At 59.5% G+C, this 15740-nt stretch carries 11 protein-coding genes; 2 read left to right on the top strand and 9 right to left on the bottom strand.

Annotation, left to right across the window (positions count from 1 at the left end; all coding sequences use genetic code 11):
• Nucleotides 1-92: 92 nt before the first annotated feature.
• From AB8B29_RS05765 to AB8B29_RS05755, 3 genes are all read right to left on the bottom strand, one after another.
• The gene (locus AB8B29_RS05765; RefSeq protein WP_113118286.1) at nt 93-2861 is read right to left on the bottom strand and encodes an SPOR domain-containing protein; all 2769 of its coding nucleotides are present in this window, start codon (nt 2859-2861) and stop codon (nt 93-95) included.
• Nucleotides 2862-2922: 61 nt separating this feature from the next.
• Nucleotides 2923-4683: an arginine--tRNA ligase gene (gene argS / locus AB8B29_RS05760; RefSeq protein WP_037201778.1), complete on the bottom strand. Its 1761-nt coding sequence runs from the start codon at nt 4681-4683 to the stop codon at nt 2923-2925.
• Between the two features lie 55 nt (nt 4684-4738).
• Nucleotides 4739-5956 (bottom strand): deoxyguanosinetriphosphate triphosphohydrolase, encoded by a 1218-nt coding sequence (locus AB8B29_RS05755; protein ID WP_037201776.1) that lies wholly within the window; start codon nt 5954-5956, stop codon nt 4739-4741.
• Between the two features lie 288 nt (nt 5957-6244).
• Between AB8B29_RS05755 and erpA the strand changes: the two genes are divergently transcribed.
• Nucleotides 6245-6577, top strand: a complete 333-nt coding sequence (gene erpA, locus AB8B29_RS05750; protein WP_034505246.1) for an iron-sulfur cluster insertion protein ErpA — start codon at nt 6245-6247, stop codon at nt 6575-6577.
• 127 nt (nt 6578-6704) lie between these two features.
• Nucleotides 6705-7496, top strand: a complete 792-nt coding sequence (gene xth, locus AB8B29_RS05745; protein ID WP_037201772.1) for an exodeoxyribonuclease III — start codon at nt 6705-6707, stop codon at nt 7494-7496.
• 47 nt (nt 7497-7543) lie between these two features.
• Here xth and exoR read toward each other — a convergent pair whose 3' ends face one another.
• The 6 genes from exoR to AB8B29_RS05715 form a co-directional block, all read right to left on the bottom strand.
• Nucleotides 7544-8347, bottom strand: a complete 804-nt coding sequence (exoR, locus tag AB8B29_RS05740; protein ID WP_037202801.1) for an exopolysaccharide production regulator ExoR — start codon at nt 8345-8347, stop codon at nt 7544-7546.
• Nucleotides 8340-8717 (bottom strand): hypothetical protein, encoded by a 378-nt coding sequence (locus tag AB8B29_RS05735; protein WP_131512068.1) that lies wholly within the window; start codon nt 8715-8717, stop codon nt 8340-8342. Before AB8B29_RS05735 ends, exoR begins: the two co-directional genes overlap by 8 nt.
• Before the next feature lie 304 nt (nt 8718-9021).
• Nucleotides 9022-10275 (bottom strand): OmpP1/FadL family transporter, encoded by a 1254-nt coding sequence (locus tag AB8B29_RS05730; RefSeq protein WP_037201770.1) that lies wholly within the window; start codon nt 10273-10275, stop codon nt 9022-9024.
• Nucleotides 10276-10684: 409 nt separating this feature from the next.
• The gene (locus AB8B29_RS05725; protein ID WP_037201768.1) at nt 10685-13528 is read right to left on the bottom strand and encodes a valine--tRNA ligase; all 2844 of its coding nucleotides are present in this window, start codon (nt 13526-13528) and stop codon (nt 10685-10687) included.
• A gap of 121 nt (nt 13529-13649) precedes the next feature.
• Nucleotides 13650-14522, bottom strand: coding sequence for a PopZ family protein (locus AB8B29_RS05720; protein WP_037202800.1), 873 nt, complete (start codon nt 14520-14522; stop codon nt 13650-13652).
• 245 nt (nt 14523-14767) lie between these two features.
• The gene (locus tag AB8B29_RS05715) at nt 14768-15439 is read right to left on the bottom strand and encodes a protein-L-isoaspartate O-methyltransferase family protein (protein ID WP_173410756.1); all 672 of its coding nucleotides are present in this window, start codon (nt 15437-15439) and stop codon (nt 14768-14770) included.
• Between the last annotated feature and the right edge of the window lie 301 nt (nt 15440-15740).

Genomic DNA, 15740 nt, shown 5'->3' with positions numbered 1-15740 from the left:
GGCGTCAAGCCGGCATTCACAAAAACCGAACGGCGCAAACGAAAACGGCGGGATGAACCCGCCGCTTTGCCGAGAGACTGAAGCCAGATCCCTTATTTCGAAATCAGGCATGTGCCGCCAGCGGTGCGGTAGCGCTCACAGATGGCCGCGGCCTCGTCCTTGGAACCGGCGACGACGCGGACGCGATAGTAGGTGCCCTTGCCGGCGATATCGGCCTTGCGGATTTCAAGCGGATGGTTGCCGATGACACTGGCGAACTTCACCTTCAGGTTCGCCTGCGACTTCTGCGCATCGGCCTCGGACGGCAAGGAAGCAATCTGCACACCATAACCACCAGCGCCGACGGTCGCGGCAGCCGGAGCGGCCTGGCGAGTTGGCGCCGGGCTTGCCGAAGCGACCTGCTGCGGCTGAGGCTTAGGCTGCGTCTGGCGAGGCGCAACGGCGGCGGGCGCAGGTGCGGCAGCAGCGGTAGCGGTTGCCTTGGCCGGCTCCGGACGAGCGGTCGGAAGCGGGGTCGTCTTGACGACACGGATCGGCGTGCTTTCGGCGCTGGCAGCGTCGCCATCGGCGGCGGGCTGCGCGGCGGCCGACGGCGTATTGGCGGAGGTCGGCGGCGTATTCGTGGTGGCCGGACGAAGATCGGCCGATGCAACCTGGTTGTTTGCTGCCGGCTTTGCCGCAGCTGTTGTCGTGGTGTCGACGGCAGGCTCGTCACGAGCAACCAGAGAACCGTCAGGCTTGACGATCATCGTCCGGACCTTGCGCGGCGATACCGCCGGCACCTGACCGTCATCATTGGCCGCGACATTCGCGTTGCCGCCGTCCTGATTTGGAAGCAGGCGCGGATCTTGGGTTTCACCGACGGGGGTCGACGTCACCTGATCGCCACTATCGTCATCCGGAGATACGGATTCCGGAATGAGGGTCTTCTGCACCACATCGACCGGCTGCTCGTTGGAGGAGACCAGCTCCTTCTGCTTCGGCGCCGCGGTGCCGTCGCCGGCGACGCGGTCATAAACGGCCTTGTCCTGATTGGGGACAACGGTGCCGCCTGGATTTTCCGGAGCCACCTTCACCGGATTGGCATCGGCGGTAATCACGCGCGGCTCGCCGGAGAAGTTGGAGATCGGCGATCCGTGACGGACCCAGCCATAGACGCCGTAAGCGCCAAGACCGAGAACGGCGATGACGGCCGCGGCTGTCGCCAGGTTGCGCACCGGACGCGCCGGACGACGGTTGGCCGCCGCTGGGTTCAGTGTCATCCGGGCAACATTCTCGACCGGAGTGGCGGCTTCGCGATAGCTGCGGCGGAAATCCTCCTCCAGCGCACGCTCGAATTCATCGAATTCCTCGATCGGCTGTTTGGCAACGGCCGCAGCGGGCTGGGCCGCCGTGCTCTTCGACCAAGATGCTGCGGCGGCAGCGCCGCCGAACGCGGCACCAGCGGCGGGCTTGAACGGCTCCGATGCTGCTTCCTTGGCCGGCGTGCCCAGGAGGCTCGCCATCTCGGAATCGATGTCGAAATCATATTCCGGCGGAACGACGACCGGCTCTTCCGGCTCGATCGCCGGCAGATGCGGAACATGCGATCCCTCGAAGTTTTCGACGCGCTCTTCCGTATCGGAAATCTCGGTCGGATCGAAGGGCAGCATCTGATCGGCGTCGAACGCCGGAGCAGCCATGCTTGCGGCGGGCACGACGGGGATTGGTGCGGCCTGTACCGGCTGCGGCGCAACCGCGGCGACTAAAGGAGCGACAGGCGCAACCGGCGTTGCGCGTGAGACGATGGGCTCAATTGCCGGCGCAGCCGGAACCGGTTGTCTTGCAGGAGCGGATTTATCGGCCTCGGCAAAATCGAGACCGGCAAGTTCCATTTCGATATCCGCGAGATCGAATTCGAAATCCTGACCGGCAAACGGATCCTCGATATCAAAGGTGATCGGCTGCGGCGCCTCAGGCTGCGGCGCAGTCGCGGCAACCGCCGGCGCAGCGGCGTGTTCTGTGAACGAAGAACCGAAATCGCCGAAGCTGGGTTCCGCCTTCGCTACCGGATCATTGCTTCTCGGCGGAACGGGATAGCGATCCACGTCGGCTAATAGAGCATCGATCTCCGCCGAAAGGGCGGCCGCGTCAACGGTCCGCACCTTGGGCGATGCAGGCACATCGACCGCCGGTGTCGGCTGATCAGCGACAACGGGCTGCGGCTTGTAAGTTTGATACTCAGGAGCAGTTTTGGCCGGCTCGAAATCGAATGCCGTGTCAACCTGGCTTGTTTCGGGCAACACAGGAGCGACCGGAGGAGCCACCGGGGCGGGCTGCTCGCGCGGCACGGATGGGGATGCAAGCGTAAAGTTCGCAAGCGGCAACCGCACGGTCGCGGCAGCGGACTGCGGCGTCGGCTTGACGACCGGAGGCGCCGGCGGATCGAGCCGTGGCGGAGGCGAGGCTATGACCGCCTGCAAAGCCGGCGCGATCGACATTTCCAGCTCGTCGATCAGATCGCGCGCACCCATTGTAGGCTTGACCGGGGCCACAGGCTGCGGCAGCTCTTCGAACTTGGGTTCGGCTCGCACCGGTTCGGCAGGAGGCGAAACCGGAGCCTGATTGGAAAGCACCGGCTGCTCCGGCGGAACAGAAATGTCATTTGCCGGACTCATACGAGGCGTATCGTAACGCTCGAATTCGCGAAGAAGCTCGTCCTCGAGATTGAAGGCGGGCTCCTGCCGCTGAGCCGCGGGAGCTGCCTGAGCAGCAGGGCGCGGCTCAAAACCTACGATACGCGCGAGTTCTGCGAGCGGATCATCATCCGCAAAGAACTCGTCGTTTCCGCTTGCGCGATACGCCAACTGTTTTTCTGCCATCACCGTTCCACTCGAAAACGCTACAGTTAAATGCCAGCGCAATGTGGGTAAATGGTGACGTTTATCGCATTTCGTCCGGTGCTGCGGTCCCGGTTATACCAAGACCTGACTTCAAAACCGACGCGACAGCGTACACCAGCCCAAGTCTGGCAATGCTCAATTCTCGGTTCTTATCGTTAACAAATCGTAATTCAGGTAAATCTTTACCTTTATTCCAGTGTCCATGGAAGGAACTTGCTAGATCGTAAAGGTAAAAGGCGATGCGATGAGGCTCCTGCGACTGTGCCGCAGCTTCAACGATTCGCGGGAATTCCGCAATCTTGGCGACCAGCTGTAGTTCCGCCGGATCGGAGATCACGCCGGCGACCGCCTTGGCCAGGTCGAGCGATGCAATATCAAGGTCGGGGAAGGCTTCCTTGGCCTGCCGGAAGATCGACATGCAGCGAGCATGCGCATACTGCACGTAGAAGACCGGATTGTCCTTGGACTGTTCCGTGACCTTTGCAAAGTCGAAGTCCAAGGGCTCGGAATTCTTCCGATAGAGCATCATGAACCGCACCGAATCGCGGCCGACTTCGTCGACGACTTCGCGCAGCGTGACGAAATCGCCCGACCGCTTCGACATCTTCACGGGCTCGCCATCGCGGAACAGCTTGACCAGCTGGCATAGAAGCACCGTCAGCTTCGCCTTTCCCTCCGATACCCCACGCGCCACGGCTTCGAGCCGCTTGACGTAGCCGCCATGGTCGGCGCCGAGAATATAGATCATCTCGTTGAAGCCGCGATCGAACTTATTCTTGAAGTAGGCGACGTCGGCGGCAAAATAGGTATAGGAACCGTCCGACTTGATCAGCGGACGATCGATATCATCGCCCACTTCCGTCGAGCGGAAGAGCGTCTGCTCGCGATCTTCCCAATCTTCAGGCAATTGTCCCTTCGGCGGCGGCAATGCGCCCTTGTAGACATAGCCCTTGAAGGTCAGGTCGTTGATCGCAGTGCGAATCAGGGCCGCGCCATTGGCGTGCAGCGTGCGCTCGGAGAAGAAGACGTCATGGTGAACGTTCAAGGCTTCGAGATCCTGGCGGATCATCGCCATCATCGCGTCGATGGCCCGATCCTTGACGATGGGAAGCCATTGATCTTCCGGCATGCCGCGCAGCTTCGTGCCGAATTCCTTGGCGAGCGCTTCGCCGACCGGAACCAAATAGTCGCCGGGATAAAGGCCGGCCGGGATTTCGCCGACCGGCTCGCCGAGCGCCTCGCGATACCGAATGAACACGGACCGAGCCAGCACGTCGATCTGCGAGCCAGCATCATTGATGTAATATTCCTTGGTGACCTCATAGCCGGCAAAACCGAGCAGGTTCGCCAGCGCGTCGCCAACCACGGCACCACGGCAATGGCCGACATGCATCGGGCCCGTCGGGTTGGCGGAGACGTACTCGACGTTGACCTTTTGGCCCAAGCCGAGGGTCGAGCGACCGAACCGCTCTCCCTCGGAGATCATGGTCGACAAGAGACGCTGCCAGTAGCCGACCGAGAGGCGGATATTGATGAAGCCAGGACCGGCGACCGAAACCTCGGCGACGTCTGCGTCTTCCTTCAGCTTGGCGACGATAATCTCGGCGAGCGCGCGCGGATTGGTGCCGAGCGCCTTGGACAGTACCATGGCCGCATTGGTGGCGACATCGCCATGGCTGGCGTCTCGCGGCGGCTCAACGCCGATACGCCCGAAGTCGAGTTCAGATCGCTTTTCTCTTACAATATCAATTTGCTCGAGAGCGTTCTTAATTCTTGCTTCGAAGTCGGTGAAAAGGTTCATGATATGGTCCACGCATAGCTTGGGCGGGCCGCTGTCGGCCCAACGCCGCCGCTGCCTATCGCAAATCGGGAGTCTGGTCAAACAGCCGCTTGTGAGCACTGATGGCATAGGTGTCGGTCATGCCAGCCAGATAGTCGCCGACATGTCGAGCCTTGGCGGCGACGGCGAGGCCGGCGATATGGTCGACCCAATAATGGCTCTGCATCTCCTTGGGATTGTCCATATAGGCACGGAACAGATCCGTAACGATCTGTGCCGCGCCGGCACGGATACGCATGATATCCGGGTGGCGATAAATGCGCTTGAACAGCATCTGCTTGATCTGCTTATCGGTTTCGGCCATCTCGGGCGAGAAAGTCGAGATGATGCGGCCGGCGCCGCGGATATCGGCAACGCTGTCAGGCTTGATCTCGGCGAGCGCTTGCTGTGATACCGCAATCACATCCTCGACCATGCGGGTGATCTGCCGGCGCATGATCTCATGCGTGAACCGGCTCGGCTCCAGATGCGGATAGCGCGCCCTCACCTCCGCCATGAGCCCGGAGAGAAACGGCACCTCCTCCAGCATGTCGAAGGTCAGATAGCCGGAACGAAGGCCGTCATCGATATCATGCGTGTTGTAAGCGATGTCGTCGGCGATCGCCGCAACCTGCGCCTCCAGACTGGCATAGGTGGCAATTTCGAGATCATGGATTTCGCAATAGTCCAGGATGGGCTGCGGCACCGGGCCATGGGTGCCCTTGCCGTCGGGCGTCATCAGCGGACCGTTGTGTTTGACCAGGCCTTCGAGCGTCTCCCAGGTAAGATTGAGCCCGTCGAATTCGGCATAACGCCGCTCGAGCTTCGTCACGATGCGCAGGGATTGCGCATTGTGGTCGAAGCCGCCATAGGGCAGCAGCATCTCGTGCAGCGCGTCTTCGCCGGTGTGCCCGAAGGGCGTGTGGCCGAAATCGTGAACCAGCGCCACGCCTTCGGCCAGATCCTCATCCAGCTTCAGCGCGCGCGCCAGGGCGCGAGCAACCTGCGCAACTTCGATCGTATGCGTCAGGCGCGTGCGGTAGTGATCGCCGTCCTGAGCAATGAACACCTGCGTCTTGTGCTTCAGTCGCCGGAAGGCCGTCGTGTGGACGATCCTGTCGCGGTCACGCTGGAATTCGGAGCGCGTCGGGCTCGCCCCCTCTTCATAGAGCCGGCCTCGCGATGCCCAAGGGTCCGTCGCGTAGGCGGCCTTTTCTCCATAACCGAAACCCAATGCATGCCTGTCGATCGTCATTACCTATCCATTCCGGCATTAGTACCCTGCGCGCTCAAACGCGCGAAGGGCGTTTCATTTCAGTCGGCCAATGGTATTCCTCCAAACATGGAGCAGCCCAGCCCATTGACGTCGCTTTGCAGCCTTCATACCTATAGACAAGAAAACAGCAAAATGGTGTGTGGCTCAACCACGAAACCATAGCTGTCACCGGCCTGACTTTCATGATAAAGGCTATGGATATCAGCCGTTTGAAAGTTCGACGGCGTAATGGTTCTCTCCGGATCTTGACCCCGGCAGGAGGAATGCATGACTGAGACAAACGTAACCCTATCGGACGCCGCGGCAAAGCGAATCGCTGATATCGTCGGCGCAGAGGCTGGCAAACGGGCGCTTCGCGTCGCCGTCGAAGGCGGCGGCTGTTCCGGCTTTTCCTATAAATTCGATCTTGCCGAGGGCCCCGAAGACGATGATATCATTGTCGAAAAGGGTGATGCCACCGTGCTGATCGACCAGTTATCGCTGGTCTACATGGCCGGTTCCGAGATCGATTTCGTCGACAATCTGCTCGGGCAATCCTTTCAGATCAAGAATCCGAATGCTGTCGCAAGCTGTGGCTGCGGCACCAGTTTTTCGATCTGACACGTCAGCTTTTTCCACAGCTTGATCGCCGGCCGGAGGCCTTTGCTCCCGGCCGGCTTTCACATGGGCGGTAGTCAAGTCCACTTGCTGCGGATACAACAAGGCGAAGCAAAGGAACGAGCCGCCCATGAAAATCGCCACCTGGAACATCAACGGCGTCAAAGCGCGTATCGAGAACCTGTGCCAATGGCTGAAGGATTCGAGCCCGGACATCGCCTGCCTGCAGGAGATCAAGACGGTCGACGAAGGTTTTCCGCGCCTGGAGATCGAGGCGCTCGGCTATCATGTCGAGACGCACGGGCAAAAGGGTTTCAACGGCGTTGCGATTCTCTCCAAGGTCAAGCCTGACGAAGTGACGCGCGGCCTGCCCGGTGACGATGGCGATGAGCAAGCCCGCTTCATGGAAGCGGTGTTTTCCATCGAAGGACACGGCGCATTGCGTGTCTGCTGCCTATATTTGCCGAACGGCAACCCGATCGATACGGAAAAATATCCCTACAAACTCGCTTGGATGGAACGTCTGCGAAAATTCGCTGGGGATCGCCTGGCGCTGGAAGAACCGATCATTCTTGCCGGCGACTACAATGTTATCCCGGAGCCGCATGATTGCTTCGACCCGAAGGTATGGGAAAACGATGCGCTGTTCCTGCCCCAGACCCGCCGGGCTTTCCGCCAGCTCGAACATCTCGGCTTCACCGACGCAGTCCGCGCCACCACCGATGCGGTCAAACTCTATTCATTCTGGGATTACCAGGCCGGTGCCTGGCCGAAGAACAACGGCATCCGGATCGACCATCTGATGCTGTCGCCGGAAGCGGCCGATCGCCTTGCGGCGACCGCGATCGAGAAACACGTGCGCGCTTGGGAAAAACCCTCTGACCACGTCCCGGTCATCGCGCATCTCGATTTCAGCAGCTAAGCTTCGATTTCAAACCAATCAGCTGAGTGTCGTCTTAAGGCGCCGGATCAATCGGAACCGGCGACATCCAGCTGGTGCGCCATGGAGACTGCGACACGGCGGTCATTCTCATTAGCCAGCGAGAAAGCCTGCTCCTGCATGTCTTCCATCCAGCTGCAATCCTGCGGTTTGCACTTGTCGAGCGCCGCGGTCAAGAACGCCAGGCCGCGGACGGATTGACCTTCCTGGAACAGGAGATTGCCAAAAACGGCCATGGCACCCGGATGGCCGCTCTTGCGCGCCTGGTTCAGCCACTTCTTCGCCTGCTGCACGTTGGTGGCCCCGCCCTCTCCGGACAACAGCATCTGAGCCAGCTGGAACTGTGCCTCGGGAACACCGAAAGTCGATGCGACCTGGAAATAGAGCTGGCGCGCCTGATTGAGATCGATCTTGACCGGGCTGTTGGCAATGCCGGTCTTGTAGTAGCTGGCAAGGGCGAGCAGCGCGTTGATGAAGAAGCCTGTATCTTCAGAGCCCGGCTCGACGCCCTGCTGGGCAATCTCGCTATAAATCTTGAAGGCTTCGAAATCGTTCTGCGCGACACCGTCGCCATCGGCATACATGTTGGCGAGAGCCCAACGCGAACCGGTATGCCCCTTTTCAGCGGCATATTTGTAGGCTTCGACCGCCTCTTCCTTCTGACCGTTCTTATAGGCCCTGAAGCCGAATTTGAAGAGATCGAACGGCCCCGATTCCTTAGTGACCCCGGCATTGATATCGAATGCCCGGGCTTGGCCCGCCAGCGCCACGGAAGCGGCAAGGGACAGGCTGAGCATCATGACTCTCGCTGATATGAACTCAGACTTAAACATAACAGTCGATTTCTTTCGCTCCATCCGCATCTGCCACGGCGATTCCATATACATCGTCAGATCTGCGAATGTTTTCCCTGACCATGCACGAGACTGCAAAATCCCCCGCGAGGAAGATTCCTGCGGCATTAAAACGATGCCGTTTGCCACATTTGCGACCATAGCCTGCAATTATGTCCAAACCAGCATTTCGGCGGTCATTATCGTATCCGGCGGCCGGAACGGCGTTCCCACTCATCTTCCCGCGGATGATGGTAAACATCGTTCGGTGTGCGGCATTCCCTGGCAGACAACGAATTCCCGGCTGCTTCGGAAGCGCCGCCGCCCCGATCCCGGATTGTTGTTCATGCCAAAGTGGAAGTTCACCCATCAACCGCTTACGCACCCTCTACAAGGCTTACCCCTGTGCCCACGTAATCGCTGCTCCCCATTTGTGGCGGGAAATGGACAAATTGTAATCTGATCACGTGGCCGTAATCTCTTGAAATAGACTGTTGCTAATTCGTCACAAAAATTTGACCGGCCTTGAGGCTTCATTAACCATAACGTGCCCAGGTAGATCATTTTCGAGCGTGTTTCCCCACGGCTTCACAATAAAACGCCGCGAGACCAGGAAGGCTCGCGGCGTACAGATCACTTAAATAAAATATAGTCTTTAATCCAAAGGCTTATCGTTAGAAGCTCACCTTCATCGACGTCTGGAGAGCCGCGACCAAATCATTGCCGAAGCTATAGCTGGCATCGTTGCCGTAGACTATGCCGCCGCGTGTGACCGGCCCGGATTTGCCTGATGTCATCAGGCCGAGCGCCCCGCCGAAGTTGAACTGGACATGCTCCGTCGGTTTGAAGGCAACACCCGCACCAAGCGTCCAGGTATCCGAATTCATGCCGTAGCCGTCACTCGTGCCGCGATCCCAGCCCAGGCTGACGGCGCCGCTCCACTTGTCATTGAACTTGTGCCCGATGCCGCCACTAATGGTCCAGCCGTCGCGGTACAGCAGATCAAGCGAGGTGAGCTCCGTGGCACCACCGACCTTGCACGACGTGCCGCGCGTGGATGTCGGGCAAAGAGCGATGCTTTGCAGAATGCTCCAATTCGTCCACTTCACCGAGCCGAAAGCGAGCCAGTCCGGCGCTATGCCACTTTGCACCTTCCATTCCAGCGAGTCGGGAGCATCGGCCGATCCGAAGACGGACGTGAGCTTGCCAAAGAACGGGCGGATCGGCGGCAGTTCCGTCAGATCGACACTGCCCTTGAGGTTGTCGTACTTGACCCGGCTGTTATAGACGAGACTCGTGCGGAAGGCATATTCCGGTATTTCATAGGCGAGACCGGCGCGCCAGCCCCAGCCGTGACCGTCCACATCAAGCGAACCGACACCATCGTAGACGGAGGAAAGCGGAGCTGGAATGACCGAGACAAGACGGGACTTGAAGCCACTGACTTCCTGATAGAAGCCACCGCCGATCAGACGCAAGTCGCCCGGACCTGCATCGAACTTGTACGAGCAGGTGGCCGCATAATTGTTCGTGCTGACCTTGACCTCGCTCTCATTGTTGGCACCGGCCCAGTTCAGGCCTTCGTTAAGATGCCCACCGAACGGCTGAGAGTAATCAGCCATGCAATCGAGGTCGTCGGTGATGCCGATCTTGAAAGCGACATAGGGCATCGCATAATTTTCCGAGGCATCGGTCGAGTGACTACGGCCGTTGAGGTTGCCATCGCTCGGATCGGTATCCTTCGCATTCTTCAATTTACGGTCGGGCATGACGTAGGTAACGCCGGACTCGAAAACATACCGTCCCTTGTCGAACAGCAGATCGATATCATAGCCGGAACGATCAAGACCGCCCGCAAAAGCGGCGCTAGCGAATGATGAACCGATGACGAGCGCAAATGCCCCCCTCAACGCAACAGAAAATGCCATTGTGTCTCCCCCACCTATGCATTCATTCATTCGATTGTTGCGACGATCGTTTGAATTGGCAATGCGGCCTTTGGGAGCGACAACGACTTTAGGTAACAATTGATTTACGTAAGAAAACGAACTCCATGCCAGAATATCTACAATTTTAGGCAATTTTTGCTTCTGAAATATCATTTTCATCCCCACGTAGATTCTCATTCTTCACGGCAACAAATCTGTTACAATCTGACAACAGTTCCGCTTTTCGACAATACCCACCATATTTGAGGGTAAACCATTTCACCTGTGCGAAACTGGTGGCGGGCCAAAGACATATTTTCTCCAGTCAATCCAAGTCGAATCGACGGACAAACAAAAGGGCACGCGACTTTCGTCGGCGTGCCCTTTTGTTGGATAAAAGCCTTGGTTTTCAGGCGGCTTCGCTGACCCGGGCAAGCGCCACCTTCAGACTGGCAAGCTGCCCTTCGAGCTCGCCGAGACGTTCACGCTCGGCGGCGACGATGTCCGGGTTCGCGTTGGCGACGAACTTCTCGTTCGAGAGCTTGCCGACGATACGAGCGATCTCCTGCTCGTTCTTGGCAATCGCCTTTTCGAGACGGCCTTTTTCTGCGGAAAGGTCGATAAGGTTGCCGAGCGGCAGGCAGACCGTCGCCTCGCCGACAATGATCTGGGCAGCCCCTTTCGGCGCGGTATCGGCGAGCGAGATCGCCTCGACGCGCGCCAGTCGCTTGATGGCGGCGTCGTGACGGAACAGGCGCTCGCGCGTCAAGCCGTTGGAGCCGACGACGACCAATGGCGCGGTGGCCGCCGGCGGCACATTCATTTCCGAACGTACGGAGCGCAGGCCGGAAACAAGATCGATCAGCCAGTTGATCTCGTCGGCCGCGACATCGTCCGCATAGGAGGGAGCCGGCCAGTCGGCATGGCAGATCAGGCCGTCACGCTCCTGCCCCTCGCCTGCCGTATGCGCCCAGAGTTCTTCGGTCATGAAGGGCATGAAGGGATGCAGCAGCTTGTAGGTCTCTTCGAGAACATAGGCCGCGCAGGACTGCGCCTCGGCCTTGGCGTTGTCGTCGTTACCACCGAAGATCGGCTTCAACAGTTCGAGATACCAGTCGCAGAACTGATTCCAGATGAAGCGATAGAGCACGCTCGCGGCATCGTTGAAGCGATAGGATTCCAGCGCCTCGGTCACGTCTAGCTCCGTGCGCGCAAGCTCGGTCAGGATCCAGCGATTGATGGTGAGCTCGGCCGCTTCCGGCACGAAATGCGGATCGCTCTTGGCACCGTTCATCTCGGCAAAGCGCGTGGCATTCCACAGCTTGGTGCCGAAATTGCGGTAGCCGGCAATGCGGGCCGGATCGAGCTTCACGTCGCGGCCCTGCGCCGCCATGATCGCCAGCGTGAAACGCAGCGAATCTGCGCCGTACTGGTCGATCAGTTCGAGCGGATCAATTACGTTGCCCTTGGACTTCGACATCTTCTGCCCGTTCTTGTCGCGCACCAGGGCGTGCACATAGACGGTGCTGAACGGCTCGACGGGCTCACCATTCTCGTCCTTCATGAAATGAAGACCCATCATCATCATGCGGGCGACCCAGAAAAAGATGATGTCGAAACCGGTGACGAGCACATTGGTGGGATAGTAACGCGCCAGTTCCGGCGTCTCATCCGGCCAGCCGAGCGTCGAGAAAGGCCAAAGCGCCGACGAGAACCATGTGTCGAGAACGTCTTCGTCACGCGTCAGGATTTCGCCCGGCTTGAAGTTTTCCAGCAGGTCCTCGACATAGGCCTTCATCGGCCCTTCATGGGACAGGTAATGCTGGATTGCCGCCTGCAGCGCCTCTTCCTCGGTCTTTTCGACGAAGACCTGTCCATCCGGTCCGTACCAGGCCGGGATCTGATGACCCCACCAGAGCTGGCGCGAAACGCACCATGGCTGAATATTCTCCATCCAGTCGTAATAGGTCTTGTCCCAGCTCTTCGGAACAAGCTTGGTACGGCCTTCGCGGACGGAAGCGATTGCCGGTTCGGCGAGGGTCTTGGCGTCGACATACCACTGCTCGGTCAAGCGCGGTTCGATCGGCACGCCGCCGCGGTCGCCATGCGGAACCGTGTGCTTGTGCGGCTCGACCTTGTCGAGCAGGCCAGCCTCCTCGAAGATGCGGACAATGATCTTGCGCGCCTCGAAACGGTCCTTGCCTTCCAGCTCATCCCAGGCGCCATGCAGCGCGGCGGGATGATCCAGGCCCTCGAGGAAGTCTTCGTTGTCCTTGATGGTGATGGTCGCTTCCGGCGTCAGAATGTTGACGACACGCAGACCCCGGCGCTTGCCGACGTCGAAGTCGTTGAAATCATGCGCCGGCGTCATCTTGACCGCGCCCGTTCCCGCCGTGGGGTCCGGATATTCGTCGGCGACGATCGGGATGCGGCGGCCGACGATCGGCAGAATGACATGCTTGCCGACGATCGCCTTGTAGCGCTCGTCGTCCGGGTTGACGGCAACGCCGGTATCGCCGAGCATGGTTTCGGGTCGGGTGGTGGCAACGACGAGATAGTCGCGCGTTTCCCATTCCGTCGGCTTGCCGTTCTCGTCGAAAGCAATCGGATGCTGGTAGGTGACGCCCTCCTCCAGCGGATAGCGCAGATGCCAGAGATTGCCGTTGATCTCATGCTGTTCGACCTCGATGTCCGAAATCGCGGTCAGCATCTTCGGGTCCCAGTTGACCAGCCGCTTGTCGCGATAGATCAGACCTTCCTTGTAAAGCGTGACGAAGACTTCGAGAACGGCCTTCGACAAGCCCTCGTCCATGGTGAAGCGTTCGCGCGACCAGTCGCAGGAGGCGCCAAGACGCTTCAACTGGTTGAAGATCAAGCCGCCGGACTCTTCCTTCCATTCCCAGACCTTTTCGATGAACGCCTCGCGACCGATCTTGTGACGATCCGGCTGCTGTCTCTCGGCCAGGCGGCGCTCGACGACCATCTGCGTGGCGATGCCGGCGTGGTCCATGCCGGGCTGCCACAGCACGTCCTTGCCGCGCATACGCTCGAACCGCACCATGATGTCCTGCAGCGTGTTATTCAACGCATGACCCATGTGCAGTGAGCCGGTAACGTTCGGCGGCGGGATGACGATCGTGAAGGTTTCCGCGCCTGGCTTGGCGTTCGCACCGGCGCGAAATGCGTCGGCCTCATCCCATTTTTGGGCGATCTTCGGTTCGACGGTGGCGGAATCATATGTTTTGTCGAGCATTTTGGGACCGGATCTAGAGGACTGGATGATGCGGGTTGTAAATAGGATGGCTGTGAGCAAGTCAATAAAAAAGCCGCCCCGGAGGCCGGAGCGGCGGATCGTCTAGCCGAAGCCCAGGCTGTCAGCGGCGCGGGCCGCGGGCCACTCGCTCGATCTCTTCGCGCACGAGACGCTCAACCAGCGTCGGCAGATTGTCGTCAAGCCATTCCTGCAGCATGGGCCGCAGCATTTCCTGGGCCAATTCATCGAGGGAGCGACGCGGGCCACCTTCAACAACGGCAGCGAGCTCGTCAAACGAGCGGGCGACCTGCGCGCCGGCGGTTTCCGACATCAACGGCGACGTATGTTGCACCTGCTCAGAGAAATCTTCGGTTTCAGCGGCGACGGATGCGCGCAGTTCCGGCGCGTCGAAAATCGGCATCTCCACGGGAGCGGCCACCTGTGGGGCAGCGGGAGCCTCAGGCACTTTCCGCTCCTCCAGTTCCGGTTCCATCGTGGAGGCCGACGCAACTTCGGGCATTGGAAGAATGGCTGACGGCGCCGAGTCGGTAACGGCGTTTCGCAGCGGGAAGTCCGCAACGCGCTCGCCACGAGCTTCGGCAAGACGCGCAGCCATGGCCGGCGGCAGTTCGCGCGGTTGCGGCAGCTCGCGTCCAGCGCTCAGCAGCGCGGCATTGCGCTCCGAAGCGGCGCGAACGCGTGCTGCGACATCGGCAAGCGACAGGCCACGGTCCGCGCTTTGCGGCTCGGCGACAGGCATCTGCGAATTTGCGGCAACAAAACGCGGCTCGGCTTCTGCGGCCAGTGCTCGATCCGCCGCGGCGAACTCCTCATCGACAGTCAGGCGAATATCGTCATCGCGGGCGCCGGAGTTGGTAAAATTCGTAGAGGAAATGGGCTTGGCGCCCCCGGGCTCGTTGCTTTCGATGATTCTGCGGATCGAAGCCAGAATCTCTTCCATGGACGGTTCACGCACTACATTTGGCTGAGCCATATTCATCCCCGTATTCCCATATTCAACGATCGGAAACTCGCAGAAAGAAGCACCCGAATCAGGGTCACCCTAGATGAGTGTCCTCGGGAAAAAAATCACCGTGAAAGCACTAAACCCGGTGATGCACAGTTTTGTTACGATCGCTGCGAATCGCACTGCATTTGCGATTCTGCCACATGTCGGCGCAATAAAAAACAGGCGCCCGGAGGCGCCTGTTGCGAACGCATCGTCGATCGCTCAAACGATCAGAATACGAATTCCTTGGCCTTGGCAAAGCCCGGCAGCGGCTTGATCGACGCGTTGAAAAAGACGTTTTCCGAAAAGGCGCCGCGTTCACGCATGAAAACTGTGGCGCGTGCGGCATGGCCATAGCCCAATACCGCGATGAGGCGGCCGTCTTCACCGAGTTGATCAAGAAGCGCCTGCGGCACCTGCTCGACCGAACCATCGACAAAAATGACATTGAAGGGCGCGCTGCCGGCGTGGCCCTTTTCAAGATCGCCGGTCACGACAGTCACGTTGTCGTAGCCGAGCGCGGCAAGATTGGCCTTGGCCTGAGCCGCAAGATCCTCGTCGGCTTCCAGAGCCACGACCTTATCCGCAATAAGCGACAGGATGGCCGAGACATATCCCGTGCCGCAACCGACATCGAGGACCTTGTCCTCTTTGGTGATGACGCCGAGCTGCAGGAGCTTTGCCAGCGGCGAGGCTTCCATGAGGAAGCGTGCGGCCTTGCCGGCGGCGGCCGGGGCAATCTCGATATCGCAATCTACATAAGCCAGGAGCTTCGATTTCTCCGGCACGAAATTTTCGCGCGGCACCGCGAAAAATGCATTCAACACGGAATGGGAGGTGACATCCGTCGTGCGGATCTGGTTCTCGACCATCTTCACGCGTGCTGCTTCGAAATCCATCATATCCTCTTGCGCCCTTTACGCCCCAGATAGGCCGGCTTTGCTTCAGTGCTAAGCGTGTCTTAATCGCGTGCGGCCAAGCTTTCAAGGCATCGTGGCAACCGGGGTGGAGATTCATCGCCATGCGTCTCCAACGAACAACAGCCGCGGTGTTCAAATGCCGATCGAGCCGTCTCCATTGCCCTTATCCGTTGCGGCGATGGAATTTCCTGGACGGAGGATGCAATTGAGCGCATGGCTTGCGGCGGCGCCTATCTTGTCGTGAACAAGAGAGAAAGGCGCTCCATAGCGGGACGCCCGTTAA

Origin of the sequence: Rhizobium sp. 11_C7_N12_5, from assembly GCF_051811145.1 — a bacterium.
GTDB classification, from domain to species: Bacteria; Pseudomonadota; Alphaproteobacteria; order Rhizobiales; family Rhizobiaceae; genus Rhizobium; species Rhizobium lusitanum.
The sequence above is the reverse complement of the archived record's forward strand: the minus strand, read 5'-3'. Positions and strand labels throughout refer to the sequence as shown.